Raw genomic sequence first — 20,424 nt, 5'->3', positions numbered from 1 at the left:
CAATAAACCCTTGTGCGCCTTTCCGGTTACCGGAGGTACCAGAAAGGCGCATAGGGGCGGAGCCCCTCCTTAGTGGTCGACAGCCTTTTCGACGCCGACGCCGGTCAGGGAACGAACTTCCATCTCAGCCTGCTTAGCCGGATCTTCGAGCTTGTTGCGTCCGACGTACGTACCGATGATGCCGAGAGCGAAAGCCAACGGGATCGAGACGATGCCGGGGTTGGAGAGCGGGAACCAGGCGAAGTCAGAGTTCGGGAGCATCGACGACGGCTTGCCGGAAACAGCCGGGGAGAACACGATCAGCGTCAAGGCACTGATCAGACCGCCGTAAATACTGAACAGCGCTCCGGTGGTGTTGAACTTCTTCCAGAACAACGAGTACAGCAGAGTCGGCAGGTTCGCCGAGGCTGCGACAGCGAAGGCAAGTGCTACCAGGAAGGCGATGTTCTGCCCCATCGCGCCGATGCCGAGAACGATGGAGACAAGGCCGATCACGACGACGGTGATGCGTGAGACCCGGACCTGCTGCTCTTCGGTTGCGTTGCCGCGCTTGATGACACTGGCGTAGATGTCGTGAGCGAAGGACGCCGAAGCTGTGATCGCGAGGCCCGCGACCACCGCGAGAATGGTTGCGAACGCCACGGCGGAGATGATGCCGAGGAAGATGGTGCCGCCGAGCTCGAAGGCCAGCAACGGTGCCGCCGAGTTCTCCTTACCGGGAGCAGCCAAGATCTTGTCCGGGCCAACCATGCTGGCAGCGCCGTAGCCCAGAACCAGTGTGAACAGGTAGAAAGCGCCGATCAGGGAGATCGCCCAGGTGACGGAGCGGCGAGCTTCCTTGGCGGTGGGGACCGTGTAGAAGCGCATGAGAACGTGCGGCAGACCGGCGGTGCCGAGCACCAAAGCGAGTCCGAGAGAGATGAAGTCGAGCTTGCTCATCGAAGAGATGCCGTACTTGGCGCCGGGTCCGAGAACATCGCGACCCGCAACACCCTTGGTTGTGGAACTGTTGACCATGTCCTGCGCATTGGCGAGCAGCTGCGAGAAGTTGCCGCGCACTGCCCACAGCACCAGCACGAACATGATTCCCGCGCCGGCTACCAGCAGGACAGCCTTGACCATCTGCACGTAGGTGGTGCCCTTCATGCCGCCGACCAAAACGTAGACGATCATCAAGACGCCGACGATTGCGACGACAACGCCCTGACCGAACTTGCCGTCGATGTTGAGTAGAAGCGCGACAAGTCCACCGGCACCGGCCATCTGGGCCAACAGGTAGAAGAGCGAGACCGTCAGAGTGGAAAGTGCTGCTGCCATACGCACCGGCCGCTGCTTGAGACGGAAGCTCAATACGTCGGCCATCGTGAATCTGCCGGTATTCCGGAGCAATTCGGCCACCAGAAGCAGAGCGACCAGCCAGGCGACGAGGAAGCCGATGGAGTAGAGGAAGCCGTCGTAACCGTAGACCGCGATGGCACCGGCAATTCCGAGGAACGACGCGGCCGAGAGGTAGTCGCCGGCGATAGCGAAACCGTTCTGCGGCCCGGTGAATTGTCCACCGCCGGTGTAGAAGTCGGAAGCCTTCTTGGTGGTACGACTGGCACGGATGACCAGTGTCATTGTCACGACGACAAACGCGAGGAAGATCGCAATGTTGAAGGCGGGGTTTCCTACGTCCGTCCCGGACGCGGCGAGAGTGGTGATCACGATGCGGGACCTTCCAGTTCTTCACGGATAGCGGCGGAACGCGGGTCCAGCTCGCGGCTGGCGAACTTCACGTACCAGGCGGTGATCACGAACGTGGTCACGAACTGACCGAGCCCGAGGATGATGCCGAGATTGATGTTGCCGAGGACCTTGGTGGCCATGAAGTCATGGGCGTAGGTCGCGAGTAAGACGTACACCGCATACCAGAGCAGGAAGAATGCAGTGATGGGGAAAACGAACTTGCGCAGTCGAGTACGGAGTTCCTGGAACTCCGGGCTTGCTTGCATGTCTATGAATGCCTGAGCATCCGGGGTAGGTCGCTCTTGCGACGCTCCCTCACTGATTTCCGCTGTGGACACTGCCGGCTCCTCGCCTCGCGTGTGAAGTGAACTACCTGCAGACGTTAGTGAGATCGGAGTCACACAATGTGAATGTGGTGACGCTCACACGGTGAGCTGTCGGGCGGTGCGCCAAACGGTCACCCTGGCGCGACAAACGGCACCGAAAATCTAGGGCTGACGCAGATCTTCTTCGCGGTCGGACCCCATACCAAGGCGCTCGGGTGCATGCATTCGGGTAAAGATCCGTGCGATATCTGCAGGTATTTGCTTACTCGACGCCTTGCTCACCACGATCATCGTCACGAATGCGAGCGGCACACTGACTGCTGCCGGAAACGCGAAGATCGCGGCGGGCCAACCGCTGAGCACCGTCTCCGACAATCCGCCGAGGATAGCGACGGTCGCGGCCGACCCGGCCACGAATCCACCCACCACCATTCCGGCACCTGCGCCCACCGCGGTCAATCCGCGCCACCAGACGCCCAGGAGCAGCAAAGGACAGAGTGTCGACGCCGCGACGGCAAACACCAACCCGACAGTGCGGGAGAGGTCGACTGACACCACGGCAAGGGACATAAGGAGTGGAATCACACCAGCCAGCAGTGCAGCGATGCGGAAATCACGCACCCGTCCACGCAGGACATCAGTACTGATCACTCCGGCAATACTGACCAGCAGACCCGAGGAGGTCGACAGGAACGCCGCGATAGCGCCCGACGCCACCAGCGCGGCCAACAACTGCCCACCCCACCCGGAAAACACCGAACCGGGGAGCAGCAGAACCGCAGCATCCGACGTTCCGGTAATCAGCAACTGCGGAACGTACAACCGCGCAAACACTCCGAGCAGCATCGGAAATAGATAGAACACGCTGACCAGCCCCACCACCGCCAACGACGTCAAGCGTGCGGCCCGCCCATCCGGGTTGGTGTAGAAACGCACGAGTACGTGTGGCAGACCGAGAGTTCCGAGGAACGTCGCGAGCATCAGTGAGTACACCTGATACATCGGATGGGGTCCACCGAATCCCCACCCGGGCGAAATCCAATCCGAGTTCTGGGCTGGTGCACCGGCTACGACCGGAACGGCAGCACCGGCATCGAGAACCATGGACATACCCTCGCCGAGCGTGTGCTCACCGGGCTGGAGGACGACGGTCCCCGAGATCGGACTGCCGTCGACATCTCCGCCTCGCACGGTCACCGGTTCCGAAACCTGCACCACGACATCGGTAGTGATGTCGACGGTGGTCTGTTCGCTGACCGTCGGCGGCGCCGGCGCACCCACGTCATGTTCGTCGGCAAAGAAATAGAAGGTCAGCGCGACGGCGGGAATGGCGACCGCCGTCAGCTTGAGCCAATACTGAAATGCCTGGACAAACGTGATGGAGCGCATCCCGCCGCCCACCACATTGGCGATAACGATCAGCCCGACGACAACTCCGCCGATCCAACTGGGAACGCCCAGAAGGATATTGAGTGTGAGGCCGGCTCCTTGAAACTGCGGGATCAGATACAGGATGCAAATCATCGCGACCACCAGCATCGCCAGTTTGCGCAAACGCGGTGAGCCCAAACGAAATTCTGCAAAGTCGGGAACCGTGTAGGCGCCTGATCTGCGCAGCGGCGCGGCAACAAAAAGAAGCAAGGCCAAGTACCCGGCAGTGAATCCGATCGGATACCACAATGCGTCCGCCCCGTACTTTGCCACCAACCCGGCAACACCGAGAAAGGAAGCCGCCGAGAGGTACTCGCCTGAAATTGCCGTGGCGTTCCACCGCGGACCCACGCTGCGCGAGGCGACCAGAAAATCCGAGGTGGTGCGAGAAAGCCGCACCCCGTAAATACCGATCGCGACCGTCGCCACTGCCGCAGCGACGATGCCCAACACGGTCAACACCGGAATCGAATGCCCACCCACGACGACGCGCTCAGTCGTCCACGAGGTCGGTGAAATCCTGCTCGTTGCGCTCGGCCCGGCGCACGAACACCCAGCCGGTAATCAACAGCAGCGGATAGACGGCGCCGCCCATCACCAACCACGGAAGCCTGATACCCCACACCGAATAGGCCGACAGTGCCGGAAAGAGTGTGGTCAACAGCGGTATGGCGCACAACAACCCAGCCGCGACCACCGCCAACCGAATCGCCAGACCCAACTGCGCGCGCACCAGACCCTGGATCATGGCGTCACCGACCTCGGTCTGTTCCTGGACCTCCACCCGGGTTCGGACTATGCGAGCGCCGTGACGATGCGCCAAAACCACTCGCTGGCGTGCAGACGGATCCGACTGCGCGCTCACCGCGACAACCAACTCTGTTTGGGCGCACGGACCAAACGATCCTTCAGTTCACGGGTATGCCGACGGCTCACGGGCAACTCCACCGGCGGTTTCCCGGCGTGCGGACGCAGCGTCACCACCAAACCGCTACCGACGGTACGAATTCCGGTCACCAGCGCCAGCGACACCAGATAGGAACGGTGCACCCGCAAGAAACCCGCTTCGGCCCACCGAGATTCGAGAGTCGAGATGGGTATCCGGACGAGATGCGACTTACCGGCGGTATGCAAGCGCGCATAGTCACCGTCGGCTTCCACCCACTCCACCGACGAACGCTGCACCAAAGTGGTGACCCCGCCGAGTTCGACGGGAATCACTTCGTCTCCGGGCGCTGGATCAGGCTTGACCGCACCCTGACTACGCCCCGCCAAACCGACGATGCGAAGCACTGCCTGCGCCAACCGCTCTTCGCGGAGCGGTTTGAGGAGGTAGTCGACCGCGCCCAGATCAAACGCCGCCACTGCACGGTCATCATGCGCGGTAACAAAAACGACGGGCGGTGGAGTCGCAAAATTGGAGAGGATCCCGGCCAGTTCCAAACCGTCGAGGCCTGGCATGTTGATGTCGAGAAAGACCGCGTCGATTCCGCCGTCGCGAAGGATCCGCAGTGCCGTCGTCGCATCGGACGCCGTATGGACATGCGCTACCGGCGCTTGTGCGCGCAGCAGAAAAGCCAGCTCGTCGAGCGCCGGTTTTTCGTCGTCGACGGCCAGGACGGTCAATTGGGCACCCATGTCAGTCTCATTCACAGCAGCCCTATGTTCCCACGACGCGTCGCCACTGGCCCGTAAAGCCCCGAATCACAGGCAAGGCCCTGCTCACGCATGTATGCCCTGCTTGAACTTGGGTACGCGCATGCTGACCTTCGTTCCGGCGCCCGGTGCGGTTTCCACCACCAGGCCGTAATCGTTGCCGAATGCCGCACGCAAACGGTCGTCCACATTGGCCAAGCCGACATGTGCGGCTTCCCGTGCACTGGGCCGACCGGGACCGGATTCGATGGCATCGAGGGACCCGAACCGCAACAGATCCGGGTCCATTCCGACGCCGTCGTCCTCGACACTGATGACGCAGTCGGGCCCTTCGTCTGCCGCAATGATGCTGATGGTGCCGCCGTCCGCCTTGCCGGAAATACCGTGGCGGACGGCGTTCTCGACCAGCGGCTGAAGAGCCAGAAACGGAAGAACCACATTGAGCACTTCCGGTGCCACCTGCAGTTTCACGCCGAGCGCATCACCGAACCTGGCCCGCTCGAGGGTCAGGTATCGGTCGATGTTGCGCAATTCGTCTGCCAGCAGCGTGAATTCACCCGCCGAGCGGAACGAGTAGCGAGTGAAATCGGCGAACTCGAGAATGAGCTCACGCGCGCGATTCGGATCGGTGCGCACAAACGACGCGACAGTGTTGAGTGCGTTGTAGATGAAGTGTGGACTGATCTGCGCCCGCAGAGCGCGAACTTCCGCGCGATCGAGTCGTGCACGCGAAGCATCCAGATCTGCCAATTCGATTTGGCTGCAGGCATATCGAGCTACATCCGTGATTGCGCCCAGCATTCCCGGCCACGGATCCTCGGTGGTGACGACACCCAGCACCCCGACGACGCCGGTGTCCTCGATGACCATCGGCTGCACGATCAGTGCGCGAACACCGTGATCCCCGTTGCCCCGCACCAAGTCTGCGTAGGTCACCAGGACGCGGCGCTCCCCCTCGATCGCGCGGACCGCGGCATCGTGAAACTGTTCGGCCAGCGTTCCGTGGGGTCCGTTCCAGGTCAGCACGGCTCCGGTAGCGTCGGCGATTCCCAAACCTCGAGCACCGGTCAACTCACGCAGGTGCGGTGCGGCTTCGGCAGCAGATTCACTGTCGAGTCCACGCCGAAGTGGCCGCGCTGCAAGTGAAGCCGTGTGCAAGGCTGCATGAACGGCGCGTTCCGACGGAGAGGTGACTTCGCGTCTGGTACGCATCCAGACCGCCGTCAAACCCACCACCAGAACGACGACTATCCCGATGAACAGCGCGGCTACCGTCGGACTCATCTACGCGCCGCAGTTGTTCGGGGCCGGAACTCCGGCAAAGCGATCTTGAATCCAGGCGACGGCACCGGGAACCGCTTTGCCGTCTGCGTGCCCCTCCCCGGGCCGGGACACGAATTCGATCACGTCACCGTCAGCACAGGCACGGCCCACGGCAGCTTCGGTCCACTCGGGTCGAATCAGATTGTCGTTTCCACCGACCACCACGTACAGAGGGCCGCTCGCCCGTTGCCGCGGCAGTGCAATGTCGCTCAGCCAGCCGTGAATTCGATCGGCGTCGGCATCTGTACTCGGCCGGGTGTCCGCCGCAGTGACCTTGCCGGCCAGCCCGAACTTCTCGCTCGCGCGGGCGGTGAGGCACGAAGACAGTAGTTCGTAATTTTCCGCGAACGCACCGTGCACGTAGTCACCCCGATCGAGTTCGGGATGCATCTGTGACAACCCCTCCAAAACGTAAGGAAGCAACAGTTGTTGAGGCAGAGATAGATTCACGTCTGCTCCACTGGTGATGATCGGTGAGATATCGGCCGCGGGTGAAAGGTTTGCCGCACCGACGAATTCGAGTCCATCGCCGTAGTCGCCAGCCTTCTCTGCGGCCGCCCACGATGCCTGCCCACCTTGCGAGAGCCCCAAGCTCGCCCACCGAGTCGAGGTATCCGGGACAACGTTTCGAACAGCACGAACCGCGTCGATGACGTTGTAGGCGGCGGTATCCGGTTGCAGGTACGGGTGTGGACCGTCGGTACCGAGGCCTTCGAAATCCGTCGCGGCAACAACGTATCCGGACTTCAGGAGCGGCGCCACCAAACCCATTGCACCGAAGAGTGTCGGTGAGGTAGACGGAGCGCAGTCATCGGAAATGCCGGTGGTGCCGTGTCCGACGGAGACGATTGGCCATCCCCCTTCGGGCGGAGTTCCCGGTGGGGTGAACACCGTTCCCGAAACTCGGGTTTCGCGGCCGTCGATGCCGGAGGTCGAACCGTAGAGAATCTTCCGGGCAGTTGCACCGGTGCCGGTCACTTCTGCTGTTGTCGTGAACGGCTCGTTCTCGAAGACGACGCCGCGCTGAGCACTCGACTGTTCATCTACCGAGGGAGAGGCCGACGGAGCAGTCGACGACATCGTGGCAGGTGCATCGGACCCGGCCGATCCACACGCCGCACTCAACACCACGGCGCCCACCGCGAGTGCGCCCCAGACCGATCGCCGAACTCTCGAACTACCTACGCTCATGACGTACCTTCTCCTTTTGCCGCCACCCGCGCACGACGGCGTCGTACCCGTTCTTCGGCAGCGGCCTCCTCGAGATCAAGACCTTCCAACACGGTACGCAAGACGTCGTCGTCCAGATCGCCGCTGTCCCGCGCCGCAATCAGTGCCACACGCTGCGAGCGCAGCGACTGGTGCCGGAACTTGTCGAACAACGCTCCCGCATGCCACATCGCCGCCTCACGGTCATTGTCCTCGTCAGTCTCCTGGACTTGAAGACGGGCCTGCATCGACCTTCGCACCCGCTCGACGATCGCTTGCAATTCCTTGCTGTCGATTTCCGGCGGCGGATGAGCGGCTACCTCTGCCAGCGCTTTCTCGCCGGCCCGACGAGAGATGTTGCGCGCCAACTCCATCTGTTCCTGGTTACGCAACGTCTCGTACGGATCGGCTACATCCAGCCGGCGAATCAAGAACGGCAGGGTCGAACCCTGCAAGAGCAGAGTCCCGACGGCGACGATGAAAGCGATGGCTTGGATGACACCGCGTCCGGGAAACGGCTCACCGGTCGAAAGAGCAAAGGGAATACCTCCGGCCGCTGCGAGGGTGACTACTCCGCGCATTCCGGCCCAGGACACCACTAGATTCTGTTTCCACGACAGCTGTTTCTGACGAAGCCCTCGGCGGAATGTCACACCGAAACGCACCCGTGAGTAACTCAGGAACAACCACACCGGCCGGATCACGATCACCACGGCCAACACCGCAAGCCCGTAGAAGAACACGTGGACCACCGGAAGCCCGTCCGCCACAACATCGTCGATCACGAAACTCAACTGCAAACCCATGTACGCGAACACGAACATCTCGAGTAGTGTCTCCAGGCTCGACCAGACCGATCGCTCCTGCAACCTCGTCATGATCGACGCATCCGTCGAATAGTGCCCGATTACCAAGCCTGCGACCACAACTGCCAAAACACCCGACGCGTGAAGCTCTTCGGCAGCCAGATACGCGGCAAACGGAAGGACCAGTCCCAGACCCGTTTCGAGCGGTGAATCGTACATCCGCGCACGCACGAACTTCACGATGAACGCGAGTACCAACCCGATCACGATGCCGCCCACCACTTCGTAAGCGAAGAACAACAGCGGTGAGTCCGTCGCGATCCGCGTGCCCGTCACCGCAGCTACCGCGACGGTGAACAACGTCAGTGCGGTTGCGTCGTTGACCAGGCCCTCACCGGTGAGAATTGCTATGACGCGCTTCGGAAGTCCCAGTTTCTGGCCTACCGCCACGGCACTGACCGCGTCGGTGGGCGCGATGACCGCCCCGAGAACCAATGCGGCACCGATCGTGAGTTCCGGTACCAACCATTCGGCGAAGAAGGCTACGACGCCGGCCGTGACCAGAACCATGCCTACGCCCAGGCGCAGGATCGGCGCAAGGTTCCGTTTGAATGTCGCCACCGAGAATTTGAGGGCCGCCGAATACAGCAACGGCGGCAGCACCACGCCGAGAATGACGTGTGGATCCAGTTCTGGCCGAGGCATTCCCGGAATGAACGACGCAGCCGAACCGACCGCAACCAGAACGAGGGGCGCCTGTAGGTTTCGGCGATTCGCCAGCCCGGTGACTGCGATGGCGGCGATGACTACCAGCAGAATCCAGGTGAAGTTCACCCGCCTATTGTGCCTGCCCACCCTGGGAATTCGCCCAGTGGACGCACAGGAGCCCGCAACCTCGACGGGCTGCGGGCTCCTGAGCTTTGGTGACTACTCCTTTTCGGGAACAGCCTTCTTGGCAGCTTCGGCTGCTTTGTCGATCTGGTCGCCGTACTTGCCGCCGGTCTTGCCGTCGGCGATGTCAGCTACTTTGTCGATCGCGTCGTGAACCTTGTCGGAATTCTCCGATGCCAGTTCCTGACCTTTTTCGACGAGACCCTTGACGCTGTCCAGGAAACCCATGTCCGTGTCCTCTCCCAGTGCTGACGCACATCTATCGCGGAATGCGAAACTCCGCGCACGCTTGATTCTCACAGGTACAGACGAAGTATGCCAAGAACGACGGCCACCTGATTGTCACTGCTTCCAATCCAAGGTACCGTTAACTAATCGTTAACTGAATGTCAGACAGAAGTTCATCACAAGTGATTTCGACAGGTGTCCAGATTGAATGCAGATTCGCGAGGGTCGGGAATTATTCCGCGGCCCGCCCGTGGCCTGCTGTCGCGAACCTGGCTTGCTACCACCGATTACAGCTGGTTGCCCCGATTTCTCGATACTCGTGGACTGACCGGACCCGGGCGCGTGATCATCGCGGCCTGGTGTCTTGTCTTCGCCGTGATGTCCGCAACCATGCAACTGAGCGATCTGGGCGCCGATAACAGGTTAGCCAGATCGGTACTCACGGTGTCAGCGCTCAGCGGCCTCTACGGCGGGCTGGGCTGGAGTCGCCATGCCACCTGGCCCACTTGGGCGCAGTCGATGACGTTTGTCGTCTGGAGTGATGTGTGGCTGGCACTCGCCCTACTGATCGGCGTCCGATCCGCATTTGTCGGAACCATCGGCTGCATTCTCTTCGTCATGATCGGCTTCTACGTCGCCGTAGTTCACAGCCCCCGCGTCGCTGTCGCTCACATCTTCTGGGCTCTCACTATCTGCTCTCTCCTGGCGCACAGTGCCCTCACAGACCCGGCGAACGACGACTGGATCGTGTTCGACATGTACGTGATCATCTGCGGAGTCATCATCACCACCGTCTGGGCATTGCAAGTCGTCTGGCTGCGACTGACGGACGACGCCCGCCGCGCAGGTCGCGACTACCTCACCGCCACGCTCAATCGCCGCGGCCTGCAAGACGAGGCTCAGCAGCTACTTCGCGGAGATCCCTCGCGTTCGAAAGCCCTGATCGCCATGCTGATCGACGTCGACTCGTTCAAGAGACTCAACGACACTCACGGGCACGGAGCGGGCGACGACGCGTTGACGGCCATCGCCGAACGACTGGTCCGAGCGGCGGGCCCCGAAGGCGTGGTGGCGCGCATCGGCGGCGACGAATTTGTTGTCCTCCGCAGCGTCGACGCTACCGATATCGAAACTGTTGCCGCACAGATTCACTCCGCGATCAGTTCCACGTCCGATCTTTTTCCGGTATCCGCCAGCACCGGCGTCAGCGTGCATCTCACGACGGAAGCAGACCTACCGGGCAGTGCGGTCAACGTGCTGATCGAGCACGCCGACAATGCGATGTACCGCGCGAAGAAGCGTGGCGGCAACCGCATTGCCTGGGTCCATATGTCAAAACCCTGAACTTGCCGAACCAGCTAGGACGTGTGCGCGTGCGGATGCTCGCCCGGCATATCGTCCGGTGTGGTGAACAACTTTCGCTTCTCACCGTGCAACCTGGCGCTGACCCACCAGGACACTTCCACCAGCACGACGCCCACCGCACCCATCGTGATTGCGAGCGTCGTCGCAGCCACGTTGCTGGGGTCCAACTTGAAGAACTCGCGAGTGAACGGCAAGGCGAACAAGATCAGATAGCCGACCACCGAACCGCCGATCAACACCAACTTCCACCAGTTGTACGGTCGGGCAACGACCGCCAATACCCACAGGGCGATCATGATCAGCGTGATCAACGCAGTGGTGCTTTCCTGCTCGCGTGTCACGTCGTAGCTATTGTGAACGATCACGTACGTGGCAAAAGTGATGACACCGATGATGATTCCGGACGGCAAAGCCAACCGCATCACGCGGGCCACAAAACCGGTGCGAGCGCGTTCGTTGTTGGGTGCCAGCGAAAGAATGAACGCCGGGATACCGATCGTGAACCACGCTGCGATGGTGACGTGACGCGGCAGGAACGGATACGACAGCGGTTCGAAATCGAGCATCTTCGACAGCACGCCGGTAATGCCGACCAGAAACGCGAGCACCACCGAGTACACGGTCTTGGTGAGGAAGAGATTGGAGACGCGTTCGATGTTGCCGATGACGCGACGACCCTCCGCCACCACGTACGGCAAGGTCGCGAACTTGTTGTCCAACAGCACGATCTGCGCGACAGCGCGCGTCGCCGGGCTTCCCGAACCCATCGAGACTCCGATATCGGCATCCTTGAGCGCCAGCACGTCGTTGACACCGTCACCGGTCATCGCAACAGTGTGGCCGCGAGACTGCAAGGCGGCCACCATCTCCCGCTTCTGATCGGGACGAACGCGTCCGAAAGTGGTGGCGCCTTCGAGGACGTCGGCGAGTTTCTCCTGATCGTTGGGCAGTTCCCGCGCATCGATGGGGCGATCTCCGCCCGCAAGGCCGAGAGAACCTGCAACCGCGCCGACCGAGACCGCATTGTCACCGGAGATGACTTTGACCGCTACCTTCTGACTTGCGAAGTACTCCAACGTTTCCTGTGCGTCGGGACGAACCTTCTGCTCGAGAATGACCAAGGCTTCCGGTGTCACGATTCCGGGAGCATCTGCGTCGTCGACTGAAAGATTGCTACTGCCCAACATGAGTACGCGCAGTCCGGTGGACCCCACCGACTCTGCTTCCCGAGCCATGTCGGAGGCCGGGTCGAGAAGCATGTCCGGAGCGCCCAGCACCCAGTTGCCGTGGGCACCGTAGGACTGTCCGCTCCACTTCTTCGCGGACGAGAACGGCGCCACCGCAGTAGCTTCGCCCCAACCCGCATCATCAGCGAATGACTCGCGAATGGCAAGAACACTCGCGTTGGGCCTCGGATCCGACGCAGCCATCGCGCTCAATGCTGCCTTGATCACCGCCTCGTCGGCAGAGCCTTCTGCGAGCTTCAACTCGGATAGCCGCATACCGTTCTCGGTGAGCGTTCCCGTCTTGTCTGCGCACACGACGTCGACGCGAGCCAAGCCCTCGATCGCCGGCAATTCCTGAACGAGGCACTGCCGCTTGCCCAGTCGGATGACTCCGACGGCAAACGCGATGGACGTCATCAGCACCAGGCCCTCCGGGACCATCGGAACCAGAGCCGCGACCATACCGTTGAGTGCGGGGCGAATGGACTCTCCGCTCGAGAACAGCTGGTTGTAGATGATCAGGGCACCCGCCGGGATCATCAAGTACGTGATGAACTTGAGGATGCTGTCGATACCGCTGCGCAATTCCGAATGCACCAAGGTGAATTTGCTGGCTTCTTCGGCCAACTTCGCCGCGTATGCGTCGCCGCCGACCTTCGTGGCCCGGTACGCGCCGCTACCGGCTGCCACAAAACTTCCCGAAAGTACCTGCGCCCCAGCGGTCTTGTGCACCGGGTCCGCTTCGCCCGTGAGCAGCGACTCGTCGATCTCGAGGGCCGCAGAACTGACCACTTCACCGTCGACCACGATCTGGTCACCGGAACCCAACTCGATGATGTCGTCGAGAACAACTTCTTTGGGCGCAAGCGCAACCGCGATACCGTCACGTCGGACCATCGGCTTGGCCTGAGAGACAATTGCCAGCGCATCCAAAGTACGCTTCGCCCGGATCTCCTGGATGATGCCGATACCACTGTTCGCGACGATCAGTAATCCGAACATGCCGTCGATCACGGAACCGGTGGACAGCACGATCACCAACAACACCATCAGGATCGCATTGATCCGGGTGAAGATATTGCCGCGAACGATGTCCTTGACCGACCGCGAAGCCCGATCCGGCACGTCGTTGGTCTGGCCCGACGCTATGCGGGCAGCAACCTGCTCGGCCGTCAACCCACGCGAGATGTCGATGTCGTTGGGTGAATCCGCGGTCGCCACTGCTGTTTCTTTTGAACCCGTGTGCTCGTGAGCCATGGTCAAAGATTACGCACCCGACGCCGCATTTCCCGGTCCGACTCGAATCGGATGCCTATCCCAGCGCGATCCACCACTTCGACGGCGCAGTGGCGGACAGTGCGTCGATCCTGCCACCCGGCATCGGCACCGCCACCGTGGTGCCGACTCCCGCAGCAGTCTCGGTCAACCGCACGATCGGCTCGGACCACGAATGGAACGCAAGATTGAAGGTCGCCCAGTGAATCGGCACGAATACTCCACGTTCCGCGTCCCCGAGGTTCAGATCGGCGTGCGTCTGAACCGCTTCTTCGGGGTTCATGTGGATGTCGGGCCACCGTACGTCGTAGGCGCCGACCGGGAGAAGGGTCAAGTCGAATGGTCCGTACTTCTTTCCGAGTTCGACAAACCGTGGCGTGTATCCGCTGTCTCCGCCGAAGAACACGCGATGGTTCGGGCCGGCAAAGACCCACGACGCCCATTGCGTCGTATTGCGGACGAGGCCACGCCCCGAGAAATGGCGGGCCTCGGTGCACGTGAGGACCAAGTCGCCGATTGTCGTCGACTCGTCCCAGTCCAGCTCGACAATGCGATTCTCCGGCACCTTCCAGTGACGAAGGTGCGCACCGATACCCACCGGCACCACGAACGGCGCCTTCTGCGAGTGCGTCAGAATTTTGACCGTCGCCATATCGAGATGGTCGTAGTGATCGTGGGAGATGACTATGGCATCCACCGCCGGCAGATCTTCCAGAGATACTGGTACCGCATGCATGCGTGCGGGACCGACTGCAGCAGAAGGCGATACGCGCTCACTCCACACGGGGTCCGCGAGCACGCGGTATCCGTCGACCTCGACCAACACGCTCGAATGTCCGTACCAGGTAACTGCCGCACCGCCTGCCTGCGCCGGCGCCAGCGGAGTGGCCAACGGGATAGGTGCGCGTGGCCGTCCCATCGACCCGCGGGTGAGCATCGACTTCGCCATCCCGGCATCGGTACCCGGAACAAGAGCGCTGCTGGGTTCCGAATTGTGAAACTGGCGGTCTCGATATCGCGGTGATGCCGCCGCATAGGGTTGCACCGCACTTCGCGATGCCCCGATCTGCGTCGGGATTCCCCAGGCGGCTCGCGCCACCCATCCTGTTGCCGCAGTTACCGCGGCAAGACCGAGAAGCGTCGTCTTCTTCATTCGGACCAGCGTAGCTACTATTTTCCGCCGGAGCCGGACGCGACTATTTCCCCTTGAAGACGGGTGGGCGATTCTCGATGCGGGCAGCGCGGGCCTCTTGGACGTCGTCACTGAGCCACGCCGCGTGAAGTGCGTCGAGTTGCTCGGGTGACTGCGCGTCCATCGTTCCGTCGTCGTTGAGAACCATCTTCATGTGGCGCAGCGACAGCGGTGCGAGGTTGGCGATGCGCTGCGCCCATTCCTGCGCGTCTTCGAGTGTGCCGATCTTGTTGGCCAGGCCGCGGTTGAATGCCTCCTCGGCACCGATCTGTTCGATGCCGAGCAGAATCGTGCGGGCCGGGCCACCTCCGACAAGAGATGCCAGTCGATGCATCGTCCACTTGTCCACCGAGACACCGAGAGTCGCAGCCGGAATGCCGAACCTGGCGCCGGGAGCTACGACGCGCAGGTCGGAAGCGATGGCGAGTTGCGTGCCGGCGCCGATGGCCGGGCCGTTGACGGCTGCGATCACCGGGATGGGCGCGGTATCGATGGAGCGGAGCATTTCGAAGAGATGGTCGGTGAAGCCTTCCATGTACACGTCGCCGGAGAGGTCGGCGCCGGCGCAGAATGCCGATCCCTGGCCCGTGATCACGATGACGTGAGCGCGATCTGCGACGGCGGAGTTCACCGCATCCTTGATTGCGATGCAGAGTTCCGCGCTGAGTGCGTTACGACGCTCATGCCGTTGCAACTCGATGGTCACGACATTGCCGTCCCGGGAAGTCCCGATCATGTCCGCTCGCTTTCATTTCTGGAAGGCTCGACACCAGGGATGACCCGAATGCCGTTACCGTCCGCGATAGTTCTCTGCAGCAGAGTTCTGTGCATCAGGAGGTTAGATTACCGATGAGTACGAACGTCAGTTCCGACGGACAAGCCCACAACGTCGATGTGGTGGTTGTCGGTGCCGGCCAGGCCGGTCTCTCGGCCGCTTACTTCCTCCGCAAATTCGGTGTAGCGCCGGAGTCGGGGTTCGTCGTGCTCGATCACGCCGCCGGACCCGGCGGAGCGTGGCAGTTCCGTTGGCCGAGCCTGACTTTGAGCACCGTGAACGGCGTGCACGATCTGCCGGGCATGTCTTTCGCGGAAACGACGGGCACCGATGCCGAACAGGTACCGGCGTCGGCCGCAGTCCCCCACTACTTCGAGTTGTACGAGAAGAAGTTCGAGCTTCCGGTCCACCGACCGGTACACACTCGCGTCGTCTGCCCGCGCGAAGAGCGTCTGCGCATCGAGACCGACCACGGCATATTCAACGCACGCGGGCTGATCAATGCGACGGGAACCTGGGAGCGCCCGTTCATTCCGCATTACCGCGGCGCCGAGTCCTTTCGCGGACGCCAACTACACACCCGAGATTACCGCTCCGCCCTCGAGTTCGAGGGCAAACACGTGGTGGTCGTCGGCGGGGGCATCTCTGCGGTCCAGTTACTCGACGAGATCTCCCAGGTCACGACCACGACCTGGGTGACCCGACGCGAACCGCAGTTCCGCGACGAGCCGTTCACCCCGGACATCGGGCGAGAAGCCGTCGCTATGGTCGAAGATCGAGTACGACGCGGGCTCCCACCCGGATCGGTGGTCTCGGTAACGGGCCTGCCGGTGACACCCGCGATCCGCGCGGCTCGCGAACGCGGCGTGATGACAAGGCTACCGATGTTCTCGGAGATCCTTCCGCACGGCGTCAGATGGGAAGACGGAACGTCGATCGGTACCGATGTCATTTTGTGGTGCACCGGTTTTCGGAGCTCCCTCGATCACCTTGCACCGCTTCATCTACGGGGTCCCGGCGGCGGAATCGAGATGACCGGACGTCTCGCCACCCAAGTCGCGTCCGACCCGCGAGTACATCTGGTCGGCTACGGCCCGTCATCCTCAACGATCGGCGCGAACCGGGCGGGCCAGGCTGCGGTAGCGGAACTGACCTCATTCCTGAAACTTCACTAAGCCTCTAGCGACCATTTGGTTACGATTGTCCGCTTGAGTCCCTACCAGCACAAACAGGAGCTACGGAGCACTAACCCCAAAGTGAGGCATGCCTGTGGCCAGACAAAGGACCTTCTGTTACCGTTCAGCTAACTTCTTTCGGTTACGCACAATCGGAGGAACTCGGGCAACAGCCCAATCGGGGGTTGACGTGAGGGACAGTCATGAAGGGGCAGCGGTCCGCATGAAAAACGATGCACACACAAAAACCGCGTGGTGGTCGATCGGCGAATGGCGACTCGGATGGAAGGTTGTCGCAGTCCTCACCGTTCCGATGCTCATTGCCGTCATGCTCGGCGCATTCCGGATCCAGGCTGAACTCTCCGAGGCAGCAAAACTCAGCTCGTCTTCCGAGCGCGCCCTCGCAGTCCCCGCAGCCCTTCATCTGGAAGACGCACTGTACGACCTCGCCGTCGCATCGTCCTCCGGCACCGAAACCACGACGGCCACTGCGGCAGTAACGAATTCGATGCAAGAACTTGTCACGGCCGGTCGGACCTTCCAGACTGATGACGCACTGAACGGTCAGGTCACCCGCGCTCTACAAAACAGTCGATCGATCGTCGAAGAGGTTGGTTCCGGCGCAGTCGCGTCGGCCCGACTCGTCGCCCGGGTCAACGAAGTCTCGACCGACATCTCGAGCGCATTCACCGACATCATCAAAGCCTCCCAGCGGCCGATTCTGCGTGAGCGCGGCGGGGAATTCGCAACTCTGTGGGCAGCGCGCCGCGCCCTGGCCGACCAGCGAATCCTGTTCGGTTCCGGCCGCCTCGATCAACAAGCTCGGACCGCCCTGGCTACCACTGCCGGAGCAGAACTTGCTGCCCTGGGCGGCGTGCTTCCCGCTAACGAAGCAGACAGCAATCCCACAGCCGTCAACGCTGTCAAGGCTCTGACAGCGTCAGCGCAGAATCGCGTCGACGAGATCGGTGCGACGGCCTCCACAGCACCGCTGAGCAGTCAGATCGACATCGGCCTCCAGACCAGCAGCGATCAGTACAACGCCCTGACCGACGCCGCCGTGAGCCAGTTCGGCAGCACGGTAACCGCTGAGGCGAACACCGCTCGATCGGCGGCACTTCGAGACACCGCACTCGTTCTCGGCGCCGTCCTCGCGGCACTGGTCATCGCCCTGATCATCAGCCGATCACTCGTCGATCCCATCCGACGCCTGCGCTTCGCGGCCCTCCAGGCTGCCCGCCGTGGACTACCCGAGGCCATCGAACGCATCCGGGCCGGCGAGAAGACAACCGATCTGGAATTCCCCCGCGTACCCATACGCACCCACGAGGAGATCGGTCAGCTCGCACGTGCCGTCGACGACATGCACGGGCAGGCCATCATGCTCGCCGGCGAGCAGGCAACACTGCGGCGCCAGGTTAACGACATGTTCGAGACCCTCTCGCGCCGCAACAAGTCCCTCGTCGAGCAGCAGCTCGGCCTGATCGAACAACTCGAGCAGGACGAAGACGATCCGCGGCGACTCGAGAACCTCTTCCGCATCGACCACATCGCTGCCCGGATGCGCCGCAACAGCGACAACCTCCTCATCCTCTCCGGCACCGAAGGCCGCCGCGGACGATCCGCACCGATGTCACTCGCAGACGCTCTACGCGCCTCCGTATCCGGCGTCGAGGACTACCTGCGCGTCGAACTCGGACAGATTCCAGCCGGCGTCCTCACCGGACAGTCCAGTGCCGACGTCGTACATCTCATCGCCGAACTTCTCGACAATGCACTGCGGTACTCACCGCCGGAAACAACAGTGACCATCAACGCCGGTCCGACGTCCGAAGGTTCCATGCTGGTGGAGGTCGCTGACCTCGGCATCGGGATGTCCACGACAGATCTACTCGACGCCAACGGCCGCTTGGCTTCCGGCGGCGAGATGAGTCCCGACACTGCACGGCATATGGGCTTGTTCGTCATCAGCCGCATCAGCCGCCGATACAACATTTCGGTTCGCCTGCGCCCCACCGGAGTTGCGCAGGACCGCGTCGGAATCACCGCCTCGGTTCTCCTCCCGGCAGCACTGCTCGAAGAGCCTGGTCAAGACACAGCTCGGATACCGTCGGCGCCGTTCATCGCTCCGGCTCGCACCGGTGCTCCGGCCGCAGTGCCTGCCCCGATCCCAGCCCCGGCTGCGCAGGTCGCGCCGGTTCCGGTTTCGGCGCCACTGAACAGCCGACCCGCGATAACCGAGGCGACGCCGTTGTCCGCCAACGGACTTCCGCAACGGCAACCGGGCAACACCATCCGGGTGACACTGCCGCCCCCGGTTGCCGGCGCACCCACGTTGGCAACTGCTGCTCTCCCCGAAGACTCGGCACTTCCGCGTCGCACCCCCGGGACAAGTGGAGCGCCAGGCATCGGTGACACCATCGCGGAGGCACGGATGCCGGCAGCTCCTGTTGCCGAAAGCGTTGCTCCTCAAGCGAATAGCAACGACCTGAACAGTGTGGACCAGAACAGCGGCGAACCTGAACCCCGGCACCGGCTGAGCTCCCCGACCCCGACCAATACCGCGGCCTTCTTCTCCTCCCGCGCGCGTGACGGGTTCCCGCCTCGCGCAGCTGTTCGCACCACCGAACTTCCGAAGCCGATCCCTGGCACTACCCCGACCGCATCGCCGATCTTTGCCAGGATGGTCTCCGAGTGGTTGGTCGATCCGACAGATCAAACCTCGACTGCTGCAAGCGGAACCGCCTGGACTACCGATGCCGATCAGGGGTGGGTCGCTGCCCGTGCGTCGTTCGAACTGCCGGTCACCAAGATCTCCGATTCCGGTCTCCCGATCCGCGACCGCGGTGCACGACTGGTTCCCGGCACCGCCGGGACCACCATCACCCCGCTGCGGTCCGGCGCTCACCGCCAAACCGCCGATCCCGAAAACGTCCGACGCGGATGGAGTGACTACCAGTCCGGTGTCAGCCGCGGACGACGCCATATCGGCGAGAACCCCGCCGATTTGTCCACCGCGCGCCCTGCCGCTACCCACCCGCACTCGGCTACGACCGGGCAGAATGATGAAGGAGAACAGTGAATTCTGTCGGAGCCCCAGAGACTCCTCGCTCACTCGACTGGTTGGTATCGGGCTTCGCACGTGACGTTCCGGGTGTGAGCCACGCGATCATCGTCTCGGCCGACGGGCTGTTGAGCGCGGCGAGCACCCACCTTCCGCTCGATCGTGCAGACCAGTTGGCTGCCGTGACATCCGGACTCGCCAGCTTGTCGGCGGGTGCATCACGTTTGTTCGACGGCGGTGCTGTCCTGCAATCGGTGGTCGAGATGGAAAACGGCTACCTTCTCCTCATGGGGGTCGGTAGCGGCGCGTACCTTGCGGCGCTGGCCGTCGCGGGGTGCGATATCGGCCAGATAGGTTACGAGATGGCAACTCTGGTCGATCGGGTCGGAACCACCATGGATATCGCACCCCGATCAGGTCGGGATATCTGATCTCGATGCCTCATCGTCAATCCGAGCACGTTGACCGCGAACCGAATCTGGTTCGCCCCTACGCGCTCACCGAAGGTCGGACAATACCGTCCATCGACCTTCCGCTCGAAGCAATAGTCGCGACGGTCGAAGACGCCGTCACGAAACGCCTTGCACCGGAGGACATCCGTGCGTCGATCGTCACCCTGTGTGAGCAGCGAATCTCCATCGCGGAAATCGCTGCGCACCTTGCTGTTCCGATCGGGGTTGCACGGGTTCTGGTGGCGGATCTCGTCGTCGCCGGGGCGTTGGAAGTACAAGCCACTCTGCGAAGCGATGCGACC

General features: G+C 62.2%; 17 protein-coding genes. 5 read left to right on the top strand and 12 right to left on the bottom strand.

The window, feature by feature from the left end; all coding sequences use genetic code 11:
- Window positions 1-69: 69 nt before the first annotated feature.
- The 9 genes from MTX36_RS17820 to MTX36_RS17780 form a co-directional block, all read right to left on the bottom strand.
- Window positions 70-1,707, bottom strand: coding sequence for a cation acetate symporter (locus MTX36_RS17820; protein ID WP_243621031.1), 1,638 nt, complete (start codon window positions 1,705-1,707; stop codon window positions 70-72).
- The gene (locus tag MTX36_RS17815; protein ID WP_243621030.1) at window positions 1,704-2,066 is read right to left on the bottom strand and encodes a DUF485 domain-containing protein; all 363 of its coding nucleotides are present in this window, start codon (window positions 2,064-2,066) and stop codon (window positions 1,704-1,706) included. Before MTX36_RS17815 ends, MTX36_RS17820 begins: the two co-directional genes overlap by 4 nt.
- 150 nt (window positions 2,067-2,216) lie before the next feature.
- Window positions 2,217-3,968, bottom strand: a complete 1,752-nt coding sequence (locus tag MTX36_RS17810) for a cation acetate symporter (RefSeq protein WP_243621029.1) — start codon at window positions 3,966-3,968, stop codon at window positions 2,217-2,219.
- A gap of 10 nt (window positions 3,969-3,978) precedes the next feature.
- Entirely contained in the window at window positions 3,979-4,350 is a 372-nt protein-coding gene (locus MTX36_RS17805) for a hypothetical protein (protein ID WP_243621028.1), read from the bottom strand.
- Entirely contained in the window at window positions 4,347-5,123 is a 777-nt protein-coding gene (locus MTX36_RS17800) for a LytTR family DNA-binding domain-containing protein (RefSeq protein ID WP_243621027.1), read from the bottom strand. Before MTX36_RS17800 ends, MTX36_RS17805 begins: the two co-directional genes overlap by 4 nt.
- A gap of 84 nt (window positions 5,124-5,207) precedes the next feature.
- The gene (locus tag MTX36_RS17795; RefSeq protein ID WP_243621026.1) at window positions 5,208-6,425 is read right to left on the bottom strand and encodes a sensor histidine kinase; all 1,218 of its coding nucleotides are present in this window, start codon (window positions 6,423-6,425) and stop codon (window positions 5,208-5,210) included.
- On the bottom strand, window positions 6,426-7,655 hold the full coding sequence (locus MTX36_RS17790; protein ID WP_243621025.1) for a lipase family protein: 1,230 nt from the start codon (window positions 7,653-7,655) through the stop codon (window positions 6,426-6,428).
- Window positions 7,652-9,313 carry a Na+/H+ antiporter gene (locus MTX36_RS17785; RefSeq protein WP_243621024.1) on the bottom strand — a complete coding sequence of 554 codons (1,662 nt, stop codon included), beginning with the start codon at window positions 9,311-9,313 and terminating at the stop codon, window positions 7,652-7,654. The genes MTX36_RS17790 and MTX36_RS17785 overlap by 4 nt, the downstream gene beginning before the upstream one ends.
- A 93-nt stretch (window positions 9,314-9,406) precedes the next feature.
- Window positions 9,407-9,598, bottom strand: coding sequence for an antitoxin (locus tag MTX36_RS17780; RefSeq protein ID WP_243621023.1), 192 nt, complete (start codon window positions 9,596-9,598; stop codon window positions 9,407-9,409).
- 204 nt (window positions 9,599-9,802) lie between these two features.
- Here MTX36_RS17780 and MTX36_RS17775 point away from each other — a divergent pair, with 204 nt between their 5' ends.
- Window positions 9,803-10,942 carry a GGDEF domain-containing protein gene (locus MTX36_RS17775; protein WP_279394750.1) on the top strand — a complete coding sequence of 380 codons (1,140 nt, stop codon included), beginning with the start codon at window positions 9,803-9,805 and terminating at the stop codon, window positions 10,940-10,942.
- A 14-nt stretch (window positions 10,943-10,956) separates the two neighbouring features.
- Here the strand turns inward: MTX36_RS17775 and MTX36_RS17770 are convergent, their stop codons facing one another.
- Genes MTX36_RS17770 through MTX36_RS17760 form a run of 3 tightly spaced genes read right to left on the bottom strand, consistent with a single transcriptional unit; the run spans window position 10,957 to window position 15,392 of the window.
- Complete coding sequence (locus MTX36_RS17770; protein ID WP_243621021.1) at window positions 10,957-13,446, bottom strand: HAD-IC family P-type ATPase; 2,490 nt, start codon at window positions 13,444-13,446, stop codon at window positions 10,957-10,959.
- A gap of 55 nt (window positions 13,447-13,501) precedes the next feature.
- Window positions 13,502-14,617, bottom strand: a complete 1,116-nt coding sequence (locus MTX36_RS17765; RefSeq protein WP_243621020.1) for an MBL fold metallo-hydrolase — start codon at window positions 14,615-14,617, stop codon at window positions 13,502-13,504.
- Between the two features lie 43 nt (window positions 14,618-14,660).
- Window positions 14,661-15,392 (bottom strand): enoyl-CoA hydratase, encoded by a 732-nt coding sequence (locus MTX36_RS17760; RefSeq protein ID WP_243621019.1) that lies wholly within the window; start codon window positions 15,390-15,392, stop codon window positions 14,661-14,663.
- Between the two features lie 113 nt (window positions 15,393-15,505).
- On the opposite strand from MTX36_RS17760, the gene MTX36_RS17755 reads away from it, so the two are divergent.
- The 4 genes from MTX36_RS17755 to MTX36_RS17740 all read left to right on the top strand — a co-directional run.
- Window positions 15,506-16,606 carry an NAD(P)-binding domain-containing protein gene (locus tag MTX36_RS17755; RefSeq protein WP_243621018.1) on the top strand — a complete coding sequence of 367 codons (1,101 nt, stop codon included), beginning with the start codon at window positions 15,506-15,508 and terminating at the stop codon, window positions 16,604-16,606.
- Window positions 16,607-16,829: 223 nt separating this feature from the next.
- A complete protein-coding gene (locus MTX36_RS17750; RefSeq protein ID WP_243621017.1) occupies window positions 16,830-19,688 on the top strand; it encodes an ATP-binding protein in 2,859 nt (952 codons plus the stop codon).
- Window positions 19,685-20,101, top strand: coding sequence for a roadblock/LC7 domain-containing protein (locus MTX36_RS17745; protein WP_243621016.1), 417 nt, complete (start codon window positions 19,685-19,687; stop codon window positions 20,099-20,101). The genes MTX36_RS17750 and MTX36_RS17745 overlap by 4 nt, the downstream gene beginning before the upstream one ends.
- Window positions 20,102-20,106: 5 nt before the next feature.
- Window positions 20,107-20,424, top strand: a 318-nt coding sequence (locus MTX36_RS17740) for a DUF742 domain-containing protein (protein ID WP_243621015.1), incomplete at its 3' end; no start/stop codon positions are given.

It is taken from the genome of Rhodococcus sp. ARC_M6, assembly GCF_022810305.1.
Lineage (GTDB): Bacteria > Actinomycetota > Actinomycetes > Mycobacteriales > Mycobacteriaceae > Rhodococcus_F.
Note: the sequence above shows the minus strand (reverse complement) of the source record. Positions and strands in the feature narration are given on the sequence as shown.